Source organism: Kaistella rhinocerotis, assembly GCF_030243905.1.
Lineage (GTDB): Bacteria > Bacteroidota > Bacteroidia > Flavobacteriales > Weeksellaceae > Kaistella > Kaistella rhinocerotis.
Map to the genome: position 1 here is coordinate 368694 of NZ_JASSYY010000001.1, position 23716 is coordinate 392409.

General features: G+C 42.2%; 19 protein-coding genes. 12 read left to right on the plus strand and 7 right to left on the minus strand.

Going from position 1 to position 23716, the window contains the following annotated elements:
- Positions 1-56 precede the first annotated feature (56 nt).
- Genes bamG through QEP06_RS01710 form a run of 4 tightly spaced genes read left to right on the plus strand, consistent with a single transcriptional unit; the run spans position 57 to position 4540 of the window.
- On the plus strand, positions 57-1328 hold the full coding sequence (gene bamG / locus QEP06_RS01695) for a BamG family beta-barrel-assembly machinery protein (RefSeq protein ID WP_285268797.1): 1272 nt from the start codon (positions 57-59) through the stop codon (positions 1326-1328).
- 3 nt (positions 1329-1331) lie between these two features.
- On the plus strand, positions 1332-1922 hold the full coding sequence (lptC, locus tag QEP06_RS01700) for an LPS export ABC transporter periplasmic protein LptC (RefSeq protein WP_251833377.1): 591 nt from the start codon (positions 1332-1334) through the stop codon (positions 1920-1922).
- Between the two features lie 35 nt (positions 1923-1957).
- Positions 1958-3004, plus strand: coding sequence for an anhydro-N-acetylmuramic acid kinase (locus QEP06_RS01705; RefSeq protein WP_285268798.1), 1047 nt, complete (start codon positions 1958-1960; stop codon positions 3002-3004).
- 18 nt (positions 3005-3022) lie between these two features.
- Positions 3023-4540 carry a carbon-nitrogen hydrolase family protein gene (locus QEP06_RS01710; protein WP_285268799.1) on the plus strand — a complete coding sequence of 506 codons (1518 nt, stop codon included), beginning with the start codon at positions 3023-3025 and terminating at the stop codon, positions 4538-4540.
- A gap of 77 nt (positions 4541-4617) precedes the next feature.
- Here QEP06_RS01710 and QEP06_RS01715 read toward each other — a convergent pair whose 3' ends face one another.
- Genes QEP06_RS01715 through QEP06_RS01730 form a run of 4 tightly spaced genes read right to left on the minus strand, consistent with a single transcriptional unit; the run spans position 4618 to position 11952 of the window.
- Positions 4618-7047: a TonB-dependent receptor plug domain-containing protein gene (locus tag QEP06_RS01715; protein WP_285268800.1), complete on the minus strand. Its 2430-nt coding sequence runs from the start codon at positions 7045-7047 to the stop codon at positions 4618-4620.
- Positions 7048-7081: 34 nt separating this feature from the next.
- Positions 7082-7891 (minus strand): 3-deoxy-8-phosphooctulonate synthase, encoded by an 810-nt coding sequence (gene kdsA / locus QEP06_RS01720; protein WP_285268801.1) that lies wholly within the window; start codon positions 7889-7891, stop codon positions 7082-7084.
- Between the two features lie 40 nt (positions 7892-7931).
- Positions 7932-8459 carry a DUF1697 domain-containing protein gene (locus tag QEP06_RS01725; protein ID WP_285268802.1) on the minus strand — a complete coding sequence of 176 codons (528 nt, stop codon included), beginning with the start codon at positions 8457-8459 and terminating at the stop codon, positions 7932-7934.
- Between the two features lie 7 nt (positions 8460-8466).
- Positions 8467-11952 carry a glycosyltransferase family 117 protein gene (locus tag QEP06_RS01730; RefSeq protein ID WP_285268803.1) on the minus strand — a complete coding sequence of 1162 codons (3486 nt, stop codon included), beginning with the start codon at positions 11950-11952 and terminating at the stop codon, positions 8467-8469.
- A 217-nt stretch (positions 11953-12169) separates the two neighbouring features.
- Between QEP06_RS01730 and QEP06_RS01735 the strand changes: the two genes are divergently transcribed.
- The 6 genes from QEP06_RS01735 to QEP06_RS01760 all read left to right on the plus strand — a co-directional run bounded on the left by QEP06_RS01735 (position 12170) and on the right by QEP06_RS01760 (position 19597).
- On the plus strand, positions 12170-13207 hold the full coding sequence (locus QEP06_RS01735; protein WP_285268804.1) for a PLP-dependent cysteine synthase family protein: 1038 nt from the start codon (positions 12170-12172) through the stop codon (positions 13205-13207).
- Positions 13208-13318: 111 nt separating this feature from the next.
- On the plus strand, positions 13319-14593 hold the full coding sequence (locus QEP06_RS01740) for an aminotransferase class I/II-fold pyridoxal phosphate-dependent enzyme (RefSeq protein ID WP_285268805.1): 1275 nt from the start codon (positions 13319-13321) through the stop codon (positions 14591-14593).
- A gap of 109 nt (positions 14594-14702) precedes the next feature.
- Complete coding sequence (gene rnk / locus QEP06_RS01745) at positions 14703-15113, plus strand: nucleoside diphosphate kinase regulator (RefSeq protein ID WP_251833368.1); 411 nt, start codon at positions 14703-14705, stop codon at positions 15111-15113.
- 194 nt (positions 15114-15307) lie between these two features.
- Positions 15308-16489, plus strand: a complete 1182-nt coding sequence (locus tag QEP06_RS01750; protein WP_285268806.1) for a hypothetical protein — start codon at positions 15308-15310, stop codon at positions 16487-16489.
- Complete coding sequence (locus tag QEP06_RS01755; RefSeq protein WP_285268807.1) at positions 16489-17355, plus strand: DMT family transporter; 867 nt, start codon at positions 16489-16491, stop codon at positions 17353-17355. The genes QEP06_RS01750 and QEP06_RS01755 overlap by 1 nt, the downstream gene beginning before the upstream one ends.
- A gap of 55 nt (positions 17356-17410) precedes the next feature.
- On the plus strand, positions 17411-19597 hold the full coding sequence (locus QEP06_RS01760; RefSeq protein WP_285268808.1) for a B12-binding domain-containing radical SAM protein: 2187 nt from the start codon (positions 17411-17413) through the stop codon (positions 19595-19597).
- Positions 19598-19687: 90 nt separating this feature from the next.
- Here the strand turns inward: QEP06_RS01760 and QEP06_RS01765 are convergent, their stop codons facing one another.
- Positions 19688-19969, minus strand: coding sequence for a FoF1 ATP synthase subunit delta/epsilon (locus QEP06_RS01765; RefSeq protein ID WP_285268809.1), 282 nt, complete (start codon positions 19967-19969; stop codon positions 19688-19690).
- A gap of 86 nt (positions 19970-20055) precedes the next feature.
- The gene (gene atpD / locus QEP06_RS01770; RefSeq protein ID WP_251833363.1) at positions 20056-21567 is read right to left on the minus strand and encodes a F0F1 ATP synthase subunit beta; all 1512 of its coding nucleotides are present in this window, start codon (positions 21565-21567) and stop codon (positions 20056-20058) included.
- Positions 21568-21669: 102 nt separating this feature from the next.
- Between atpD and QEP06_RS01775 the strand changes: the two genes are divergently transcribed.
- The gene (locus QEP06_RS01775) at positions 21670-22590 is read left to right on the plus strand and encodes a bifunctional riboflavin kinase/FAD synthetase (protein ID WP_285269364.1); all 921 of its coding nucleotides are present in this window, start codon (positions 21670-21672) and stop codon (positions 22588-22590) included.
- Here the strand turns inward: QEP06_RS01775 and QEP06_RS01780 are convergent.
- Positions 22587-22943 carry an MmcQ/YjbR family DNA-binding protein gene (locus QEP06_RS01780; RefSeq protein WP_285268810.1) on the minus strand — a complete coding sequence of 119 codons (357 nt, stop codon included), beginning with the start codon at positions 22941-22943 and terminating at the stop codon, positions 22587-22589. The two genes, QEP06_RS01775 and QEP06_RS01780, sit on opposite strands and share 4 nt — an antisense overlap.
- A 103-nt stretch (positions 22944-23046) precedes the next feature.
- Here QEP06_RS01780 and QEP06_RS01785 point away from each other — a divergent pair, with 103 nt between their 5' ends.
- On the plus strand, positions 23047-23694 hold the full coding sequence (locus QEP06_RS01785) for an NAD(P)H-binding protein (protein WP_285268811.1): 648 nt from the start codon (positions 23047-23049) through the stop codon (positions 23692-23694).
- The last annotated feature ends 22 nt before the right edge of the window (positions 23695-23716 follow it).

Here is a 23716-nt window from a genome sequence, read left to right on the forward strand (position 1 = left end):
ATTTCTTCAATTCAGTAATAATTAAGATATTTGCGCATTATTTTTAAAAATAACGAATGAAAAAATTTTTTGTGTTGCCAATGGTCGCCGCGGTTTTTTTTGCCAGCGCGCAAACAATTGGTAATTCACCGTACGCCGCCTTCGGAATTGGAGATGTGAAGTATGACAATACGACGGATGTGAATGCGATGGGCGGTATTTCTACAGCTTATATTTGGGATTTTAATAATAATTTCAATTTCAGCAACCCGGCAGCCAGCAAAAATCTTGAGCTGACGACAATCAAAGTAGAAGCTACCAACGAAAACAATTTTTTCAAGTCGAATTACGATAACATGAGTGTGAATAAGCACTCTACTTACTTATCAAATCTTTCAATTGCATTCCCGCTTTCACCGAAAGTGAAATTTGGAGTCGGTTATCAGCCGTACAGTTCAAAAAAATACTCCGTTTTGGTTCAAAATGAGCAAGATGGGGTTACAGAAGCAAACCTTTTCCGTGGTGAAGGTACTTTGAGCACCGTTCAAGCTGCACTCGCCTACCAAATCACACCCGAATTTGCATTAGGCGCACGAACCAATTTCTATTTTGGTAATCTATATGATATCAATGAACTGACGTACAGCAATGCGGAACTCATTAACGGATACGAAACCCGAAACAAGGTGAAGACGTTCAACTTTACTCTGGGTACAGCTTATCAGAAAAAATACGGTCTAGACCGCAAGTTGACGCTTGGTGCCACCTACACTTTCGGGAATACCGGGCAGATGGAGACCAGCTACATGAACAGTACCTACTTCTACAACAATAATTCCGACAAAACCAACATAAGCATTATCGATGAGCAGTACAGCTCCGATAAGAATTTGATCCCAACGGAATTTTCGGTGGGTGCGGGCTATGGTCGTGATGCAAAATGGTTTTTAGGAACTCAGTTCGATTATAAAAAAGGTGAGACAATCCAGTTCTTGGGTCAGCCCTTTGTAAACCAGAATTCTTACAGAATTGCCGCGGGAGGTTGGTATTTGCCAAACTTTAATAATTTCAGAAGTTATTTTTCACGAGTGACCTACCGTTATGGTGCTTATTACGAGAAAGGTAATCTTTCATTTAACGGAACTGATATCAACCAGTTTGCGATCACCGGCGGACTTACGCTGCCATTTGAGAACCGAAGCGCAAACCGCCTGAGTGGCATCGATGTAGGTTTAGAAATTGGAAAACGGGGCACGCTGGAGAACAATATGATCCGTCAAAATTTTGTGAACTTCCGAATTGGTTTGAATTTCGCTGATAAGTGGTTCCAAAAACGTCTTTATGATTAAGAAATGATTCGTCAGAACAAAATATTTCCTTCAAGTATAGCAGGCCTTCTGGGTTGTGCTATATTTTTTGCGCTTATTTCTTGCGAAGAAGATCTTACAAAAGTCAATCAGAACAACAATACCAACTTCCCTTCACAAATTATCAACCGCGCGAACATTGTACAGCGTGATTCAGGTATGGTAAAGCTGCGTGCTACGGCGCCCCTCATAGAGAAGTACGAATATATCGACTCGCCGTATATCGTGGCAAGGAAAGGAATCAACATACTTTTCTACGATAAGAAAAAACCGAATGTTCCGGGCAAAATCGTGGCAAAATATGCCAAATTCAACGAAAAGAAGAAATTTTATGAGGCGAAAGGCAACGTGCGCATTACAACAAATGAAAATCAGATGTTCGCGATGCAGTCGGTATTCTGGGACCAGAACAAACGTCTGATTTATACTTCAGACACCGTGTACGTTACCGACAAAGATGGTTCGACGCTCGTCGGTGCCAATGGTATGAAGGCAAAAGATGATTTCAGCGAGTACACATTTTTTAATAATTCCGGCAACATCAGCGCACAGAAAATCCCCGAACAAGGCCAATAATATTTCGTAAATTCGCGTCAAACGGTTTTTATTTGATGGAATTTCACGCGATTGGATTAATGTCCGGCACCAGCCTTGACGGGCTGGATATCTGCTTTGTTCGGTTTCAGTTCGATGGTGGTGATTGGAATTTCAAAATTCTCCATGCCGAAACTGTCGGCTACAGTGAAGAATGGGAATTCAAGCTTCGCAATTCAACACAACTTAGCTCCGCAAAACTTTTAGCCTTGAATTCTGAATATGGATTTTATCTCGGTGGGCAGGTTCAAAAATTTATCCGAGAGAATCAACTAAGCAACGTAGATCTGGTTGCTTCCCACGGCCACACGGTTTTTCATCAACCTCAGAATAAGTTTACTCTGCAAATTGGTGACGGACGTGCGATTAATACGATAGTAAAAATTCCGGTAGTATATGATTTCCGAAGTCAGGATGTGCTGATGGGTGGCAACGGTGCGCCCTTAGTCCCCATTGGTGATGAATTACTTTTCGCCGGATACGATGCCTGTGTGAACCTGGGCGGATTCTCGAACATTTCTTTTAAAGCGGATAAAAGACGGGTTGCGTTTGATATTTGTCCGGTAAATATCGTGCTGAACCGTTTTGCAAAGGTTTTAAATTTAAATTATGACAAAAATGGCGCGATCGCGCGCAGCGGAAAAATTATTCCGGAACTTTTAAATTCTTTGAACGCGCTTCCCTACTACAAGTACGCTCCTCCAAAATCATTAGGTATTGAATGGGTTGAAGAAAACATCGATCCGTTAATACAGGATCAGATGGCTGAAGATCTACTCGCGACGTTCACGGAACATGCAGCTCTTCAAATAGCTGAAACGCTGGGAAAATTTGATTTGAAGAAAGTCTTTTTTACCGGCGGCGGAACTTACAATTCGTTTTTAATTGAAAGGATAAAAACAAAGTGCAGAGCAGAAATCATCATCCCCGAAAAGGAAATCATTGATTACAAAGAAGCCCTGATTTTTGCATTTATGGGCGTTTTGAAACTTAATAATAAAATCAACGTACTGTCTTCAGCCACGGGAAGTACGGAAGATCATTCTTCAGGATTAGTGGTTTAAAAATTTAAAGACAATATTATGCAGATTGATATAAGAAAACTTGCAGTAGAAGACTACGAAGAACTGCGGGAAACAATGATGAAAGCGTACCCGACAATGTCTCAGAGCATTTGGTCGAAAAAAAGTATCCAGAAACTCATCCGGATCTTTCGTGACGGCCAGATTTGCATCACCGTCGACGGCAAAATAGCCGCGGTGGCGCTTTCGCTTATCGTGCAGTATGAGTTGTATGGGGACGATCACACCTACAAGGAAATTACAGGAAATTATACGTTCAATACCCATTCTGAAACCGGAAATGTGCTCTATGGCATTGAAGTTTTTGTAGATCCGGAGTACCGAAAACTTCGTCTCGCCCGAAGACTTTATGACGTGCGGAAGGAACTTTGCGAAACGCTGAACTTAAAATCCATCATGGTTGGCGGCAGAATTCCTAATTATCATCTGCACAGCGATAAACTTTCGCCGCGTGCCTATATCCAGAAAGTGCGGAACAAGGAGCTGTACGATCCGGTACTGAGTTTTCAGCTCGCAAACAATTTTTTACCGGTAAGGATTCTTAAAAACTACCTTCCGGAAGATTTACATTCCGAGGAAAATGCGGTTTTGCTGCAATGGAACAACATCTATTACAGCAAAAAACCGAATACGATGCAGGATTCGGTGATCCGCCTCGGACTTGTTCAGTGGCAAATGCGTCACTTCAAGACCATCGATGCGTTTTATGAACAGGTAGAATTTTTCGTAAATGTGATGGCTGATTATAAATCGGATTTCATCATGTTCCCGGAATTCTTCAATACGCCTCTACTTGCGCCTTTCAACCATCTTTCGGAGCGCGAAAGTATGTTTAAACTGGCCGAACTTACAGATCAGATTAAGAATAAAATCTCTGAGCTGGCGATTGGTTACAACATCAATATCATCGCCGGCAGTATGCCGCTGGTAGAAAACGGTGATCTTTATAACGTGAGTTATTTGCTGCACCGTGACGGAAAGATCGATGAGCACCGTAAAATTCACATCACACCCAACGAAAGAAAATTCTACGGCATGAAAGGTGGCAGCGAAATAAAAGTGATTGATACAGATTGCGGAAAAGTAGGCCTTGTGATTTGCTATGATGTAGAATTCCCCGAACTGCCGCGCATCTTAGCCGATCAGGGAATGAAAATCCTGTTCGTACCTTACCTTACTGATACGCAAAACGCCTATGTTCGGGTCCGACACTGCGCTGCGGCCAGGGCGATCGAAAACGAATGTTATGTTGCCATTGCGGGTTGTGTCGGGAATCTTCCGGGTGTAAACAATATGGATATCCAGTACGGTCAGGCCGCGGTTTTCACGCCATCTGATTTTGCATTTCCATCCAATGCCGTGAAAGGCGAAGCTACACCGAATACGGAAACTACTTTAATCGTTGATGTAGATTTAAATTTACTCAAAGAACTGCATCATTATGGCGCGGTACGTACGATGAGCGACCGCCGTTCCGATCTATACACCACATTGGACCTGAATGCGGAAAAAGATTAGTTTTAAATTATTTATGCTAAAAAAGAAATCCTGAAACTTTACATTTCAGGATTTTTTATTTTCGGGATAAACTTTTTTTAAAGTTTAAATTCAAGCTTTACATTGAAGAAACGGCCGGTCATCCGAACCGGAACCGGATAGTTGTAGCCCGATGAAACATCGTTCACCCACTGGTTGGCAACTGTATTTTGAATGTTGAACGCGTTGAATATCTGTACGCCGAGGGTGAGTTCATTGAAATTACTCCAGAAACCGCTGTTTACTTTGTTGTCTTTCTGGTCGATGAACACTTTAGACAAACCAATGTCTACTCGTTTGTACGACGGCAAAGTACGCTGGTACAGATACGGCGCCGTGTAATCCGGTTGGCCGTTTTCATCCAGTGTGATCGGTGTTCCGGAAGGAAGTCCGTTGGCGTATGTCAACGTTAAATTTACACGCATAGACGGAAATTTCGGCATATAATCCTGGTAAAACATTGAAAATCTGAAGCGCGGATCAGTTGGTCTGGAAATATCTCCGTGACCATCAATATTTTCAAATACACGCGCATAACTGGCGGAAATCCACGAATCGATTCCGGGAACAAATTCACCGAAAAGACGCGTGTCAACGCCGTAAGCATAACCTTCCGAATTGTTTTTGCCCGAATACCTTATCCTCACATTATCTAGATAATAAGGAATCAGGTTATCCATTTTCTTATAATACGCTTCTGTTGTGAGTTTAAACGGACGTTCAAGCATGCGGAACTCGTAATCATTGGACAGAATTACCTGCATTGACCGCTGAGATTTGATGTTTGGATTGAAATTACCGTCTAAATCTTTGATTTCCTTGTAAAATGGCGCCTGATAATAGATTCCGCCGGAAAGTTTAAACAGCATGTCCATTTCCCAGTCTGGCTTTATGGCAAACTGCGCACGTGGCGAAATTATGGTTTCATCATTGAAATCCCAGTGTGAAGCACGGACGCCCGCGTTCACAAATACACGGTTTGTTCCCCAAAAAAGTTTTTTCGAAAACTGCGCATATCCCGAAAGACGCGTAGGCTGAATGTGATTCTGGCCTGCAATATGAAAACGCAGTCTCAGATCAGACGGATCCAATGTTCCTGGATCTGTATAATCGCGCGGCGTGCTGTAACCAAGCGAATCGACAAGCTGCCATTCATTGGTGAAATCTTTGAGGTTTTCTTTTTCGAACTTTAACCCTACTTCAAAATCTGTGTTCACATCGGGTGAAAAACGGGTTTTAAGCTGGCTGCCGTATGTTTTCACCAATAAGTCGTTCCGTGCATGATCAATCTGTCCACCCACATCGTAAGAGGTAATTGGGTCGCCAGTGATCGGATCAAAAGTTTGCAATAAATAAGCAGAAGCAATGGAATAATACTCGCGTTCACGGTTTTGATAAGCAAAATTATCTAATGTGAAAGTCCATTTTTTGTTTGGCTTAAAGTTGATCGAGGCCGTACCCATCATGTTTTTATAGGCATCATCTTCCTGGCCGTTATAGAAAACGCTGAGTCTGAGTGGCGTTTGTAATGATCCAAAATCTACTTCCTTCACTTTCGGAATCATCTCATAATCATTCTTACTGTAGTAACCGATGAAGGAAAAATCCCATTTACTGTTCAGTCTGTAAGTAATATAAGATTGAAAATCAAGATACTGTGGATTAAAATCTGTGTCTTCATTCAAAGTATTAAGGACCAGATTTGTATTTCGGTAACGTCCGGAGAAAAGCGCAGAAAGTTTTCGGTCTTTCGTAGCAAAGCCTGTGGAAAGTCTTGCTCCGATCAGGCTTGCTTCTCCTGAAACTTCAAATTTGGTAGGCTGTCTGTAATAAATATTCAGCGCCGAAGACATTTTGTCGCCGTATTTTGCTTCAAAACCACCCGCTGAAAAGTTGATGGCCTGCACCATATCCGGATTGATGATGCTCATGCCCTCCTGCAGCGAATTGCGGATCAGGAAAGGTCTGTAAATCTCGATATCATTGATGTATATAAGGTTTTCATCGTAATTACCGCCACGCACCATATACTGTGAGGAAAGTTCGGTATTTGAGTTAACCGACGGAAGGGTCTTCAGCAATCCTTCAACGCCACCGGAAAGCGACGCGACCTGCTGAGCCTCTTTTGCTGTGATTTCTACAGAGGTGAGATCGGTAACTTTTGGTTTGCTTTTTTTCTGAAAAACAACTTCCTGAATCTGGGTTTCGCGCCCGGAATCTTTGAAAAGTACGTTCACATTCTGTACTTTCGGCGTCGGTTTAATGTTTTTGCTGAAGCTGAAAAAATTCTCTTTTGAAACCTGAAGTTGCTGCTCCGTAGCAGCTACCGGAATTTTTACCATTCCATTCTCGTCTGTAGTAAAGCTTCCGTTGTTATAATAAACATTGGCCGCGCTTACCGGCGCTCCGTTTTCGTCTAATACTTTCAGGGTGATTTGCGCGGACAGAACTGCCGGAACAAAGGCAAACAGTAGAAATATCTTTTTCAATGGTTTGAAGTTTAGTTTTTAAAGATAGCAAATTTTAAAGCACAGCTTCGCGCACGCGGGTCAATTTCTGCAGCAGATCCTCGAGTTTGTCAAGTTGCAGCATGTTCGCGCCGTCTGATAAAGCACAGCTGGGGTCGGGATGTGTTTCAATGAAAAGTCCGTCTGCACCCACAGCGATTCCGGCTTTGGCAATGGTTTCGATAAGTTCAGGTCTTCCGCCAGTCACACCGGAGTTTTGGTTGGGTTGCTGAAGTGAATGCGTTACATCCAGAATCACTGGCGCATAATGTCTCATCGTTGGGATTCCGCGGAAATCTACGACTAAATCTGTATATCCAAATGAGTTCCCGCGTTCGATGATAGCGGTTTTTTGGTTGCCCGAATCTGTCACTTTTTCAACCGCAAATTTCATAGCTTCCGGTGAAAGAAACTGTCCTTTTTTCAGCGTTACGCACTTCCCTGTTTTGGCTGCAGCTACCAACAGATCGGTTTGTCGAACCAGAAATGCCGGGATTTGCAGTACGTCTACATAATTTGCAGCAAGTGCTGCGTGGTCGTTCTCGTGAATATCCGTGGTAGTAGGAATATTAAAAGTTTCGCCTACTTTTTTTAGTATCTCAAGCGATTTTTCTTCGCCAATCGTGGTGAATGAATCTACACGGCTGCGGTTGGCTTTTTTGAAACTGCCTTTGAAGATATAAGGAATCTCATATTTGTTGGTGATCTCTATCACCTTTTCCGCGATTCGTAAAGCCATGTCCTCACCTTCGATGATGCAGGGTCCGGCAATCAGGAAAAAGTTTTTTGATTTTTTGTGCTGAATATTATCAAGGTATTGAATCATTATATTTAAAAATTTAAATTGAAAAAAGTAGAATGTGAATTTACAGCTTCTGCAAAATCTTTTCAATAGTATTAATATTACGTGAAGTTACGAGATGTTTGTAACGTTTGTTCCCGAGTATTTTTCCGAAATCTGACTTAACGGTGTTGCCTTTTGAATTTTGCCAGTAAAAATGATGGTTTACTACTTTTGCTTTTTCGGTTTCTGATGCTTCTAGTTTACTGAATTCATCATCCAACATCTTATCAACGCCATCTTCACCGATGAAAGCGTAGATGTGAGATGAGGAATCGTTTTGAAACGGTACATCCTGCAAAATCTGCTTCACTTCATCATTGGTTTTAATGAACATAAAAGCGTCATATTTAAAATGATCGCTCATTGCTCTTTCAAGTGAAATTTTAAGCTCGTTTACCGACTTTTCGGACGAAAAAAGAATGTTTCCCGATGCCAAAACAGATGAAACTTCACTCAATCCCGCACTTTCAAAAACATCACAAACGTCGGCCATCTTCATTGAAGTGCCATTCACATTTACACCGCGAAGGAATGCACAGAACCTCATCATTGCGGAATTATTGCGTGGCTCGGATCACCGCATTAGTGATCTGCGTTTCTTTCTCCTGGCTGTAGGTAGAATCGTACGGATTCATTATATCAAACAGATACGTGTAAAATGGCGTTATCTTCTGTACTTTCTCAGACTCTTTGTACGCCTTCTCCTTCCCCATAATCTCAAGATTTTTCACAAAACCGTTGAAACGTTTGTCAATAGGTTCAATAGATTTTACGACGTAGTTATAACCCTTATCCCTTTTTCCAAGTCTGTCATAAGCGTCACTCACTGCGCCCACCACAAGTGAATATTCCATCGGTTTTGTACGCATTTGCCGCGAAACAAACATTTGTTCGCTTGCAGAAAGCCTGCTGTAATAATCATATTCTTCGAAAATTCCTTTCTTGAGTTCTTCAGCAAGCTTTAAACCTTTTTGTTCCTGGCCCGCTACGATGTATCCGTAAACCATCGAACTCAGCGAACGCGGATCATTGTATTTCGCCACCGGAATTTCGCGGGAAGCCAGATCCAGGACTTCCAGCGCCTTTGCTCGCTGTCCCGAAAGCGCAAGTGCTTCTGCTGCGCGGCTGGCGGAACTTCTGTAGCTTACGATATTCTGCATACAGGTTTCATCAAAATGCACATTCAGGTCTTTAAAATTGCCCCAACGGTAGTTTTTTACGATATTATAAAGTGAGTTTGCGTCTACGCGTCCCATTTCACCGTCTTCACGCTCTTCTGTCTTAATCGGTACAAGTCGGTAACTGAAACCGTCAAACTGAAGATAATCACCCAGATAGAAAATGTTCTCCGGATCATAAATTCCGCCTGTTGAAAAATTGATAGGCCTCTTCCAGTCGTTATTCGCAAGCATATCCAAAAGCAGGAGATTGTTTTTAAACATACTCGATCTTCTGTAATCAATCGTAATTTGGTCTACAACCTGATTAAGATCCTTGGCCTCAATGGTACCCGATTTGAGTGCGTTTTCTTTATTCACCGGAAGTATGAATCTGCTTACAGGCAGGAAATTGAACTTTTCAAATTTCTCCTCACCAAAAAGCATTTTCAGGATCTCATCTTTGTCATCAGATTTTGTTCTGACGAAATTCAAGGCTTCCTTTAATGTCATCGAATCCTGTGTAAGGTATTTTCTGAATCCTGCGAATGCACTTTCAGGCGCGCCCTGGTCTTTAAGGTTCGCAAAAACATTTTGCCAGTCTTCAGGACTCATCAGGAATATCTGGTCATTGGTCCCGTCGCGGTAATCTTCATGCGTGAGAATCGACGGTATCGGCATTGAGTTATAAGTCCGGCGTTTTACCTGATCGATATTCCACGGTGTGGAAAGAAGCGTAAAGTTCACTACTTTCACATCATCACGCAAACCGGATGTTTCCTGCATTCCCCAAATCGGATACGTATCATTATCCCCATAAACGAACAAAATATCGTTTTTCGGTAACGATTTTAATGTGGAATAGGCATAATCATAAGCAGCTGAACGGCCACTTCGGTCATGCGGTGTATAATTCTGGAAGCCCATCATCAGCGGAATACCTAAAAGGATAACGCCAACCGCTACGTTTGCTGCATCTGATTTTATCTTTTTCTGAACAGCCCAAAGAAGTGCCGCCGCGCCAAGCCCTATCCACACGGCAAATGCGAAAAAGGACCCCACCATTGCATAATCACGTTCGCGCACTTCAAAAGGTTTGACGCCGGTATAGAAAATAATTCCGACGCTTGTGATGATGAACAGTGAAAGTATGGCGTAGAAGCGTCCGAAATCACGGTTCAGCTGAAAGAAAAAACCTAGAATTCCCAATAGCAGCGGAAGAAAAAAGAAGGCTACGGTGCTTTCGTTTTTGAATTTTGCGGGCATTTGGCTTTGGTCACCCCACATTGCATTATCAATAACAGGAATGCCTGAAATCCAGTTGCCGCGGTTGTTTTCCATGTTACCTTCGAGGTCATTCTGGCGGCCGACGAAGTTCCACATCAGATAACGTACGAAGTAATACCCGTTTTGAAAAGTGAAAAAATAATCAAGGTTTTGAGCGAGGGACGGCTTTTGGATGTTAATCAGATTATAAGGCTTCACTTTAAGATAGTCATCAGCCCGTATCGTACCTGCGTCAAACTTGCCGCGCAATTCCTCAAATATTTGTTTAGCTTCCGGGCTTTCAGCAACGTCCGGATTATCATAATTAAATGAAAAATCAGGCGCGCCATACATTGAAATGTAATTTGACATTACATCTTTATCCTCACTGAACATTCTCGGCATAAAACCAACGTGCGCTTCACTGAACACGTAATTGAAACGGTCGCCCACTTTCAGATACGTACCTGTTTTTTCGTCTTTTTCGTAAACATCACCCGTTTTTTTGGTTTTATAGCTGCCGTCTTCGTTTTTCTGGATTCCATTGGCGTCAAGATAAGCCGTGTAGTTCTGACCATAGGAGGTTGGCCAGTCGCCATATTGCTCACGGTTGTAATAATCGAGCATCCCGATCGCGTTATCCGGATTGTTCAGGTTCATGGGTGGATTTGCATTCGCACGGATCGGAATTACCATCCAGCATGAAAAACCGATGATCATATATACTACAGACAATGCGATGGTCTGCCAAATACTTTTCCCGGAATTTTTAGCATATTTAATGGCGAAGTAGCACAAGCTGATCAGAATAATGAACGCGATTACAGTTCCTGAGTGAAACGGCAGACCAATGCCGTTTACGGCAAAGATTTCCATTCGTCCGAACAGGGTCATTATCAGCGGAAAAATGCCTTTGAAGACAATTCCTAATATCACAAGCGTAATTGCATTTGCCCATAGAAAGCTTTTCCAGGTAAAATCGTAATTCCTTGCATAATAAATAAAACAAACGGCCGGAATTGCCAACATACACATCATGTGAACACCGATTGAAAGACCTGTAACAAAGAAAATCAGTATGATCCACCTTTCATTGTCTGAGTCGTGATATTCATTCTCCCATTTCGTAATAAGCCAAACCAAAAGCGCGATAAAAAGCGAAGCCATCGAATAAACTTCACCTTCCACAGCAGAGAACCAAAATGTATCTGAAAAAGTAAAACAAAGTGCGCCAATCGCACCTGCAAACAGGATCGAAATCTCCTCGTGCCGCGTGATCTGCTCAAAATCTTTGTTCAGTAATCTGCGAACCAAATGCGTGATGATCCAGAAAAGGAACAATACCGTAAGGGCGCTGAAAAGCGCGGACATTGCATTGATGACAATTGAGTAGTTTTCCACATCCCCAAATGCCAGCATCGCTGCCACGGCACCTACGAGCTGGAAAAGTGCTGCACCCGGTGCATGTGTCACTTCAAGCTTTACTGCAGAGGCGATGTATTCACCAGTATCCCAAAAGCTCAGGTAGCGCTCAATAGTCGATAGATAAGTCAAAAAAGCGATAACAAATACTACCCATCCGAGGACGGTATTCCACTGTTTGAAACTCCAGTTTTTCATAGATAAAATTCAGATATGCGAAAATAAGGTTTTTCAGCTGTAACGAACTAACTCACCATGAAATTTAGCGCTTCAATGATATGAAAAGAGCAGATTTTAAAGATTAAATTAGACCACAAACCATAGCATCTGCCGTATTGAAATTGTGTATAAATTTCTCAATAATTAATTTTTTAGTATTTTTGCCACGCTTTTTAGGAGAAAAAAATGACGACTAATGACTAATGTTTACAATAACATTCTGGATTTGATAGGCAATACGCCGATGGTAAGGCTAAACGAGGTAACCAAAGAAATACCCGCAACCGTCTATGCCAAGATAGAATCTTATAATCCGGGCCACTCCACTAAAGACAGAATAGCGATCCACATCATCAATGCTGCTGAGAAAAAAGGCTTGCTGACACCCGGATCTACTGTGGTGGAAACTACTTCGGGCAACACCGGTTTCTCCGTGGCGATGGTTTGTATAATTAAAGGTTACAAATGCATTCTCGCAGTAAGCGATAAAACCAAACAGGAAAAGATTGCCTACCTAAAAGCTTTAGGTGCTACCGTTTACGTATGCCCGGCGAACGTTCCGGCAGATGATCCTCGTTCGTACTATGAAGTTGCGCGCAGGATCGCAGAAGAAACTCCGAATTCTATCTATATCAACCAGTATTTCAATGAGCTCAATATCGATGCGCATTACCAGACCACCGGTCCTGAGATTTGGGAACAGACAGAAGGTAAGATTACGCATCTCATCGCGTGCACCGGAACCGGCGGTACGCTTTCAGGCTCAGCTAAATTTCTAAAGGAAAAGAATCCAAATATTAAAATAATCGGTGTGGATGCCGCGGGATCTATCCTGAAAAGTTTCCACGAAACCGGAAAAATCAACAAAGAAGATATTCATCCTTATCAGATTGAAGGAATGGGAAAAAACCTTATTCCTTCGGCACTTTTATTTGATAAAGTAGATGAATTTGTACGCGTAAATGACGAGATGGCGGCTTACCGTACACGTGAGATCGCTTTGAAAGAAGCTATCATGGGCGGATATACTACCGGCGCGGCGATCCAGGGATTGTTGCAGTATGGTACAGCAAACCCATTTAAAGAAGATGATGTGGTAGTTGCGATATTTCCGGATCATGGCTCACGCTATATCACAAAAGTGTACAGCGATGAGTGGATGAATGAGCAGGGATTTGTGAATAACGGCGTACACAGTTACGACTCACTTTATAAAACGGAACACGTGAAATAGAATAAGTGATAAAACTCATTTACAAAGCTTTTTGCGTGGTGCAAAAAGCTTTTTTTATGTTTGAAATCATTAACTTTGCCGCTACCTATATTTAATACATTTAATTACGTAATGACAGATATTTTTGAACGGTTAAGACAGAACCCCGGACCGCTGGGGCAGTTTGCAGATTATGCCGAAGGTTATTTTGTATTCCCAAAACTCGAGGGACCTATCGGGCCGCGGATGCAGTTTCAGGGCCGCGAGGTGGTTTTCTGGAGCGCGAATGATTACCTGGGTCTCTGCAACCATCCGGAAGTTTTGGAAGCTGATGCAAAAGCAGCTGCTGAATTCGGGATGTTCTACCCTATGGGCGCCCGCGCAATGTCAGGAGAAACGGCGCAGCACCAGCAACTCGAAAGAGAACTGGCAGAATTTGTAAATAAAGAAGCTGCATATCTGTTAAATTTTGGCTATCAGGGCATGGTTTCTACCATTGATGCTTTGGTTTCACGCCATGACGTGATTGTTTATGATGCAGATTCGCATGCGTGTATCGTAGACGGTGTGCGTCTTCATATGGGCAAAAGTTTTACTTTCAAACATAATGATATCGCAAGTTTAGAAAAGAATCTGGCCCGTGCGACAAAAGTAGCTGAAGAAAACGGAGGCGGTATCCTGGTGATTACCGAAGGTGTTTTCGGGATGCGCGGAATGCAGGGAAAGATCAAAGAAATCTGCGATCTTAAATCCAAATTCGATTTCCGACTTTTAGTAGATGATGCACATGGTTTCGGAACTTTGGGTAAAACTGGTGCAGGCGCTGGTGAAGAACAGGGTTGCCAGGATCAGATTGATATCTATTTCTCAACATTTGCCAAGTCAATGGCTGGTTTCGGTGCATTCATCGCAGGTGACCAGGAAATCATCAGAATCCTGAAATACAACCTGCGTTCACAGGTTTTTGCAAAATCGCTGACGATGCCTATGGTAATTGGCGGTCTGAAAAGACTTGAATTACTTCGGTCACGTCCGGAAATAAAAGGCAAACTTTGGGAGAACGTAAACAAGCTTCAGAATGGTCTTATAGAACGCGGTTTCAACATCGGTGGTACCAACACGTGTGTTACGCCTGTAATGATGCAGGGTTCTACGGTAGAAGCAACGCTTCTAGTGCAGGATCTGCGCGAAAATTATGGTATCTTCACCTCGGTAGTGATTTATCCGGTAATACCAAAAGGCATGATACTTCTGAGGCTGATCCCTACCGCATCGCACACCGATTCGGAGATTAATGAAACGCTGGATGCTTTCGATGCAATTCATGATAAACTTACCTCAGGTTTCTACAAGGAGCAGGAGCAGAAACTTTTAGAAGAAAAAAACCTCCAGTTCAAGAATTCATAGAATTTTCAAACAGTTATTAATAATATAAACCGCTTGAAATTCAGGCGGTTTTTTGTAGGTTTAAAGTGACCATTTCAAAAATTTAAAGAAAAGCAAAAAATTATAACACATGAAAGAAATTATCATCACCAAGCAAGATTCGAACAGGATCCATAAATCAATTATGGATGCCAAAAAAAACAATAGTATAAAGAAAGAAGATGCAGAAAGGCTTTTGCGTGAACTGCATGCAGCAAAGATCGTGGAGTCTGCCGAGATACCGGCTGATGTAGTGACGATGAACTCGGTGGTGAAAATCCATTTCCAGAATAATAAGACTGAAACCGAATTTAAAATAGTCTATCCGGAGCAGGCAAATATTAAAGAAAAGAAAATTTCGATCTTTTCACCGGTTGCAGCCGCGCTTATCGGCTATCGCGTAAAAGATGAGATCGACTGGATCGTGCCGTCAGGAATGACAAAGATTATCATTGACGAAATAATTTATCAGCCCGAGGCAGCCGGAGATTTTGAGCTGTAATGCCAAGTACTCCCAGGTTCACAACAAAAAATCCGCCCTGGCCTAGCCGGTGGCGGATTTTTCTCGTTATATATGGATGTGTTTTTCTCGTTACTGAATCTTCAGCAAAAATACAAGTATCACGGCTTTTATTTTTGCCCAAGTTTGCCCATTTTCTGAAATGCATTATCTTTAGCAAAAATTAGTATTTACATATGGTTCAAAAGCTCAGACGCGAGTTTGAAGAGATATATTTCAGCACGATTTCTACCACCAAAGGTTTGGAAGCATTAGCCGTAAACATCGGCATCTCAAAGAATTCTATGCGCCGTTTTCTCGGCAAGATTCAGGATAATACAAAGCTTCGCGACTCCACACTAAGCCTTGTCGCGCAAAGACTTGGCTACAAAGATTACCGCGATTATTGCAACAGTGTGGGCCGGGAAAAGTACACGCTTGATTTTGAATTACTCGACATTTATTACGGAATCGTCAAAGGTCAAGGCACGTCGCTCAACGAAACGCGTTTCCAGCTGGCGAACTATTATTTTGCCGAAAAAATCATCTCCGATCCTCAAAATCTGAAAGAATTCGTCAAACGTTTTGCACAGAATGAGGAGGCGCTCGAATATGTTTTGGCATGGCATCCATCGTATGAGAACGTGGCGTACAAACACTATCAGGACGCATTGCTGAATCTGGCTAAATTCAGTTCAAAAGCCCACATCAAAGTTTTCGCATTGGCATTCGTATATTTCGGCAAGTTCATGTCCGAAAGTTTGCAGGTGGAAGAATCAGGCAAACTATTGGTTCAAATTGAAAAAAATGTGGTAAAAATGCGCCGGGAAAGTGAAAAGTTCGATGCATTCCCGGAAGCACGGTACATGATTGCAAGGTGCATCCATGATTATCTTAGCAATGGTGACGGTAATAAGTATCATCTTCCCGAACACCTGCAGCGCGAAATCACGCTTTCTCATGTGCCGAATCTCACCTTCACAGAACGTTTTATCTATCGTACCTACGTCACCAATATCCTCAATGTCCTCGAAGATTATGAGAGTGCGGATATATGCTTTGGTGAGGATGTTTCTGAGAAGACAATCAAGCAATTCGAAGTTGATAATCACGCTTATCGTGCGCATGTTTTCCTTTACAGACTGGAGCGCGCTATCACGCTATACCATCTGGGGCAAAAAGATGCCGCGATGGATATCTTTGAGTTGCTGCCCAGCGATATCAATAACGTGAAAACATTTTCGTTTGACAGCAAAATGTATTTCGAATTGAAATACCTCTTTTTTGCGCAAAAACTATATCCGAAACGTAAAGATATCCGAGGCAGGTTCGAGCTTTTGGCAAACAGGATGAAATTCACATACCTACAAAAAATATAATGTTCCCCATATTTTTCACTATTCTGGGGCACATCGCGTATGGAACCACCAATGTACTTTGGAAGAATCCACGGAACGAGGTCGGTACCTTGCCGCTGATTATTATTCGCAGTTTAGGGTGTCTCGTTATTTTCTCAGTTTCATTTTTCGTTCTCCAGGCAGTCGGAATTATCAGTATTCCACAGGTTTCGGCAAGTGATATATTACAGACTATGGGTATATGCGCCATAAATTATTTTGGTCTCTTCTTTTATTTAAAAGCGATGAAACATGCGCCCGTTGCGCATACCATCGGCTTTGGAAAAATCGGGTTGATCATCGGTATTGCCGTAGGATATTTCGTGTATGATGAAGAAATTTCCCTGCTTAAAATATTCTTGGCTGCACTGGTACTCATTGGCGTTTCGATGATTGAATTCTCATCCGGAAAACGTACAACTTTATTGTCAAAAGGTTTACTGTATTCAGTTTTATGCAAGGTTTTTTGGAGCACCGCGTTCCTTTATGTTCCGTTCATTACTAAATTAGGACCGATTCTGTTCTGCGTAGTGCTCGAGTTCACAGTCTGTACAATGAGCCTTCTTCTTTTTCTGTGGAAACCTACAAAAATATCACACCTTACGGTCAGTAAAAGAACTAAATATGAAATCGGCCTACTCATCATTTTGGGTACGCTCGGGACGTTTTGTTTAAATTTTGCGCTGGCCAATATCAGTATTATAATGTTCGCTGTAATAGGCTTGATAGAACCTGTAATAGGGCTTAGCATCTCCAAACTTTACCATAAAGAAAAACTTTCGCGTATACAGCAGTGGGGTATTGCTGCGGGCGTAGTAGCAGCATTTATTCTGTCCGCTACTAAGTAAAATCTGGAGATTATAATTAGTCCCGGGAATACGGTAAATTTGCAAAAAATTGCTTTTGAACGATATCCTCCTTATCACGCCTCCATTTACTCAGCTTAATACTCCTTATCCGGCCACGGCTTATATTAAAGGATTTCTTAATACAAAAAATATCCGAAGCTTCCAGATGGATTTGGGAATTGAAGTGATTTTGGAGTTGTTTTCTAAAAAAGGAATGACCGATGTCTTTGCACAACCGATCGATCTGCAGACTACCTCCTTAAATTCCCAAAGAATTTTCTCGCTCAGAAGTGAGTATATCAGGACTATTGATCAGGTAATTCTATTCCTTCAGAACAAAAATGCGACGTTGGCCCGACAAATCTGTACGATGAATTTTCTGCCTGAAGCCTCACGTTTTGCACAACTCGACGAGCTCGATTACGCTTTCGGGACTATGGGCTTGCAGGACAAAGCAAAACATCTGGCTACACTTTATCTCGAAGATCTTTCAGATTATATCGTTGAAAATATTGATCCTGATTTCGGTTTCAGCCGCTATGCAGAACGGATCGGCCATAGCGCAAACTCATTCGACGAATTATATCACAAGATTGTAGGACCTCAGACGTACATTGACGGCCTGACTTTGAAAATTCTCGCTCAGCACCTTACACGCGAAAATCCACGGTTAATCTGTTTTTCAGTTCCGTTTCCGGGCAATCTATACTCTGCTTTCCGTGCCGCTAAGTATATTAAGGAAAACTACGCTCACATTAAAACAGCAATGGGTGGCGGATTTCCAAATACAGAACTCCGTCAATTAAGCGATAAGCGAGTTTTTGAATTTTTTGATTTTATCACGCTGGATGACGGTGAACTTCCGATTGAATTACTGATCAAAAACCTTGATGAAGACGGTCCGAAATCTTATAAAAGAACTTTTCTGTTAGAGGACGATCAGGTTGTTTACGTAAATAATTCCTCTTTGGCGGATTATCGCCAAGCCGAAGTAGGTACGCCGGATTACGGTGATTTGCTGACAGACAGATATATTTCGGTGATTGAAATCGCAAACCCTATGCATAGCCTCTGGAGCGACGGGCGCTGGAATAAGCTGACGATGGCGCACGGCTGCTATTGGGGCAAATGTACTTTCTGTGATATTTCACTTGATTATATCCGGATTTACGAACCGGTCGCCGCTAAAATTCTGGTTAACAGAATGGAAGAACTGATCGCATCGACAGCTGAATCTGGCTTTCATTTCGTGGATGAAGCCGCACCGCCGGCCCTGATGCGCGAAGTTGCACTTGAAATTATACGCAGAAAACTGGTGGTAACCTGGTGGACAAATATCAGATTTGAAAAGAGCTTCAGCCGTGATCTGTGTGTGTTGCTTAAACTTTCAGGGTGCGTCGCGGTTTCCGGCGGACTGGAAGTCGCCGGTGACCGGCTCCTGAAGCTTATAGATAAAGGAGTGTCGGTAGCACAGGTGGCGCGGGTTACCAGAAATTTCACCGAAGCCGGGATTATGGTTCATGCTTATCTGATGTACGGATTCCCGACGCAGACAACTCAGGAGACGGTAGATTCTCTCGAAATGGTAAGACAGATGTTCGAGATGGGCGTTTTGCAAAGCGGTTTCTGGCATCAGTTTGCGCTGACGGCACACTCTCCCATCGGTATAAATCCACAGGAGTTTGGCATAACACCGGTGAAACGTGAGATTTCGTTTGCCAATAATGACATCGATTTCACAGACAGCACCGGAATAGATCATAGCAAGTTCAGTTTCGGCCTCAAAAAGTCTCTCTTCAACTTTATGCACGGAATTAATTTTGACGTTCCACTGCAGGAATGGTTTGATTTTAATATTCCGCGTCCAACCGTCGATCCGGACTACATCCACGATTCTCTAGTTGAAGATGAAGTTTTTAAATTCAAGCCTAATTCAAAGATTATATTTATGCATCCGGAGCCGATTACGGATGATTTCATTAAGTCAAAGAGGGGAGATTCGTGGGAAATTACTTCACTTACTTTTCATCTGAATACGAATATTCTTAAAATTGAATTAAAACAAAACCTCGCTGCTTGGCTTACAGAGAGCATGCTGAGACATTCAATAAAAAACGGGAGTCAAATTACTCTTCATCAGCTTAAAAATGATTTCGAACTGCACTTTGAAAACTTCGAAATGTTCTGGTTTTCCAAACCTGTTCAGCAATTAAAAGAAAACGGAATTATTTTAAGTCTCTAAAAATTATTACAGGTTCTTAAAGTGTAAACTTTCTATAAAAAAAATCCCGGAAACTAATTCCGGGATTCTGTTTTTGTATGTGAATTGAAATTATTCTGCAAGAATAATCCCTTTATTACCGCTGAATTCCACTACTCCGCTTTTCACCTCGATTGAATATACGCTGTCAGACGTATTTTCTTTCGTAAAGTGGTTGGCGTAATTTTCAGGAATTTCGTTGGTATAAACCTTTACTTTACCGCCTGTAAGCGATGCTACGATGGCCGCGTGATCTTTCTTGATGTGGAAATCTCCGTTTTTGCCGGGAAGCAGTACTGAACTTACTTCGCCTTCGAAAGCTACAAACTCTGGGGTTAATATTTTAATGTTCATTTTCTTTAGATTTTTAGATTAAGAGATTTGAGATGGGAGACTGACCAAAGTCTATTGTCTCATATCTAAACTTCTCAAGTCTAACTTTACGCGTTTTCTGCCAACATTTTCTGTCCGGCTTCGATTGCTTCTTCAATGGTTCCTTTAAGGTTGAAAGCAGCTTCCGGCAGGTGATCCAGTTCTCCGTCGATGATCATGTTGAATCCTTTGATGGTGTCCTTAATATCTACTAATGCACCTTTAAGACCTGTAAACTGCTCTGCAACGTGGAAAGGCTGAGAAAGGAAACGCTGTACTTTACGAGCGCGGTAAACTGAAAGTTTATCTTCTTCTGAAAGTTCTTCCATACCAAGAATCGCGATAATATCCTGTAAAGCTTTGTATTTCTGAAGGATTTCTTTTACTCGCTGTGCACAGTCATAGTGCTCATCACCTAAAATCTCAGGCGTTAGGATTCTTGAAGTTGACGCCAATGGATCAACCGCGGGATAAATACCTAATGAAGCAATCTTTCTGTCCAATACCGTTGTTGCATCAAGGTGAGCAAATGTAGTTGCAGGCGCCGGGTCAGTCAAGTCATCCGCAGGTACGTAGATCGCCTGTACTGAAGTAATTGAACCGTTTTTAGTGGAAGTAATTCTTTCCTGCATCGCACCCATTTCAGACGCCAGTGTTGGCTGGTAACCTACCGCTGATGGCATACGGCCCAGAAGTGCCGAAACCTCAGAACCTGCCTGTGTGAAACGGAAGATGTTATCAACGAAGAAAAGTACGTCTCTACCTTGACCTTGTCCGTCACCATCACGGAAGTATTCAGCAATTGTAAGACCCGAAAGTGCTACTCGCGCTCTTGCTCCAGGTGGCTCGTTCATCTGTCCGAAAACGAAAGTGCATTTAGAGTCTTTCATTTCTTCCATATCTACTTTAGATAAGTCCCAACCGCCATTTTCCATGGAGTGCATAAACTCATCACCGTATTTAATAATGCCGGATTCCAGCATCTCTCTCAAAAGGTCATTTCCTTCTCTCGTTCTTTCACCTACACCGGCAAAAACCGAAAGACCACCGTGCCCCTTTGCAATATTGTTAATCAATTCCTGAATAAGTACTGTCTTACCTACACCAGCTCCACCGAACAAACCAATTTTACCACCTTTTGCATAAGGCTCTACAAGGTCGATTACTTTAATACCAGTGAAAAGAACTTCTGCAGATGTTGAAAGCTGATCGAATTTTGGGGCCTCTCTGTGGATTGGCAAGCCGCCGGTTTCTTTTGAAACTTCCTGGATACCATCAATAGCGTCACCTACCACGTTGAACAGACGTCCATATACACCTTCGCCGGTTGGCATGGTGATTTGGCGGCCCTGGGAAATAACTTCCTGACCTCTCTGAAGACCATCTGTAGCATCCATTGCGATACATCTTACAGAATCTTCACCGATATGTTGTTCTACCTCAAGAATTACTTTGTTACCGTCTGTTTTCAAGATTTCCAGTGCGTCATAGATCTTTGGAAGCTCTGCTGCATCCGAGAAAACTACGTCGATTACCGGACCGATAATTTGAGAAATTTTTCCTTTAATTTGGTTTGCCATTGCTGATTTTTTTCGTGTGTGCAAATATAATGAAACTTCCCAAATTGGCAATTGCTTTTAAAAGAAGATTTTTATCATATTTGCAGCATCAAATCAGCACTTTTGAACATCATCAAAAACCTTCACGGATACACAGCCCAAAAGCCACTCGCGCTTTCAATCGGCATGTTCGATGGAGTTCACCTCGGACATCAGCAAATCATTAAAAAACTGAATGCTGGCGCTGCGCAGAATAATCTGGATTCCGCGCTGCTGACCTTTTGGCCGCATCCGAGGAAAGTTTTTAACCCAAATGATGATTTAAAATTACTGAATACCATTGACGAAAAAACTTACCTTCTGCAGAAGAACGGTATCCAGCATCTGTTTTTGAATGAATTCGACGAAAGTTTCCGCAATTTGACCGGTGGAGAGTTTGTAACGCAGATTTTAATTGAAAAACTCAATGTAAAATACCTGATCATCGGTTACGATCACACATTCGGCAAAAACAAAAGCGGAGATTTCGCGTTGCTGGAAAAGATGGCACCCGAATGTGGTTTTGAACTCGAGCAAGTACAGGCCGTGGATTTTGGTAAAGCGCCAATAAGTTCTACCCAAATCCGAAATGCGTTGGCAGAAGGAAATGTGGTTGCCGCAAACGAAATGTTGGGCTACGTCTATTCAGTCAACGGCGTGGTTGTTGGCGGTAAGCAAATTGGCCGTACAATTGGTTATCCTACAGCAAACATAAAGGTAGATTCAATGAAACTTCTTCCAAAAAAAGGCGCGTACATCGTGGAAGTTTTTGTTGAAGGTGAGCGTTACAAAGGAATGTTGAGCGTAGGCACTAATCCTACCGTGGGTGGCAGCACGCTTTCTGTGGAAGTTTACATCTTAGATTTTGATGCAGATATCTACGGTAAAGAAATCTCGGTCAATTTCCGCGAGTTTTTGCATGATGAGATTAAGTTTGAGAGCCTTGAAAAGCTGATTGAAAGGCTTGATGAAGACAAACGCCTCACTGCGGAATTCGGTTTTTAGACTGAATCTTTTATCTCCTGCTGTTTCTTTTTGGTGAGCGACTTGAAAATCAGTTCATAAGAATGATCAATGAGCTTTTTTATCAGTTCCTTCTTTAAACCTTCACAAACTACCGAATTCCAGTGCGTTTTGTTCATGTGATACGCGCCCGAAATCTGCGGATGGTCTGCGCGAAGTTCTTCGCTCCACTCTGGATCGGTTTTCACGGCTATATGAAGCGGATGTTTATCGAGCGACATCAGCAGGAACATTTTGCCACCAACTTTCAGCACCAGCGTTTCGTTATCGAAAGGAAAGGTTTCTTCGACGCCCTTCTTTTCGTTGCAGTAATCAAGAATTTCCGAAGCGTCCATTCAGTTTTAAATTTGTAATGCCTAATGAGCCGTGGCGATTTAAGGACAAAATTATTAAATTTCGGCAAGAAATTGGCATCGGGACCCTAACCAAATTTTTTATATGAAAGCTTTAATAATCGGCGCCACGGGCGCTACTGGAAAAGATTTAGTCAAACTTTTACTTAATGATCCCGATTACAGCGAAGTGTCGGTATTTGTCCGAAAGCCTTTAGACATAAAAAATTCAAAACTTACCGTACATATGGTGGATTTTGATGCTCCTGAAAAGTGGCAAAATTTAGTACAGGGTGATGTTGCGTTCTCCTGTTTGGGGACCACATTGAAAGCAGCCGGCAGCAAAGATGCCCAATGGAAAGTTGATTTTGATTATCAGTATAATTTCGCAAAGGCAGCGCGTGAAAACGGTGTTGAAGATTTTGTGCTGGTTTCCGCATATGGTGCGAATCCGCGGTCAAAAATATTCTATTCAAGGATGAAAGGTGAACTGGAGGATAAAATTAAAGCACTCGAATTTCCAAAGCTCACGTTTTTTCAGCCCGGAATGCTCGAGCGCAAGGATTCTGACCGTACCGGAGAAGTTTTGGGTGCAAAAGTGCTGAAGTTTGCAAACAGTCTTGGATTATTTAAAAGTCAAAAACCTTTGCCTACCCATGTTTTAGCTCAGGCGATGATTAATGCCGCCAAAATTAAATCTAAAAGTTTCTCGGAGATCAAACTGGGCAATATCTTCAGTTTCGCCGCGAAATAGCACAAAAAAGTTCTGATTTCTC

Bases quoted from the DNA above. Each gene is read 5' to 3' on its own strand.
- bamG (WP_285268797.1), top strand. From the start codon at position 57: ATGAAAAAATTTTTTGTGTTGCCAATGGTCGCCGCGGTTTTTTTTGCC.
- lptC (WP_251833377.1), top strand. From the start codon at position 1,332: ATGATTCGTCAGAACAAAATATTTCCTTCAAGTATAGCAGGCCTTCTG.
- QEP06_RS01705 (WP_285268798.1), top strand. From the start codon at position 1,958: ATGGAATTTCACGCGATTGGATTAATGTCCGGCACCAGCCTTGACGGG.
- QEP06_RS01710 (WP_285268799.1), top strand. From the start codon at position 3,023: ATGCAGATTGATATAAGAAAACTTGCAGTAGAAGACTACGAAGAACTG.
- kdsA (WP_285268801.1), bottom strand. From the start codon at position 7,891: ATGATTCAATACCTTGATAATATTCAGCACAAAAAATCAAAAAACTTT.
- QEP06_RS01725 (WP_285268802.1), bottom strand. From the start codon at position 8,459: ATGATGAGGTTCTGTGCATTCCTTCGCGGTGTAAATGTGAATGGCACT.
- QEP06_RS01730 (WP_285268803.1), bottom strand. From the start codon at position 11,952: ATGAAAAACTGGAGTTTCAAACAGTGGAATACCGTCCTCGGATGGGTA.
- QEP06_RS01735 (WP_285268804.1), top strand. From the start codon at position 12,170: ATGACTAATGTTTACAATAACATTCTGGATTTGATAGGCAATACGCCG.
- QEP06_RS01740 (WP_285268805.1), top strand. From the start codon at position 13,319: ATGACAGATATTTTTGAACGGTTAAGACAGAACCCCGGACCGCTGGGG.
- rnk (WP_251833368.1), top strand. From the start codon at position 14,703: ATGAAAGAAATTATCATCACCAAGCAAGATTCGAACAGGATCCATAAA.
- QEP06_RS01750 (WP_285268806.1), top strand. From the start codon at position 15,308: ATGGTTCAAAAGCTCAGACGCGAGTTTGAAGAGATATATTTCAGCACG.
- QEP06_RS01755 (WP_285268807.1), top strand. From the start codon at position 16,489: ATGTTCCCCATATTTTTCACTATTCTGGGGCACATCGCGTATGGAACC.
- QEP06_RS01765 (WP_285268809.1), bottom strand. From the start codon at position 19,969: ATGAACATTAAAATATTAACCCCAGAGTTTGTAGCTTTCGAAGGCGAA.
- atpD (WP_251833363.1), bottom strand. From the start codon at position 21,567: ATGGCAAACCAAATTAAAGGAAAAATTTCTCAAATTATCGGTCCGGTA.
- QEP06_RS01780 (WP_285268810.1), bottom strand. From the start codon at position 22,943: ATGGACGCTTCGGAAATTCTTGATTACTGCAACGAAAAGAAGGGCGTC.
- QEP06_RS01785 (WP_285268811.1), top strand. From the start codon at position 23,047: ATGAAAGCTTTAATAATCGGCGCCACGGGCGCTACTGGAAAAGATTTA.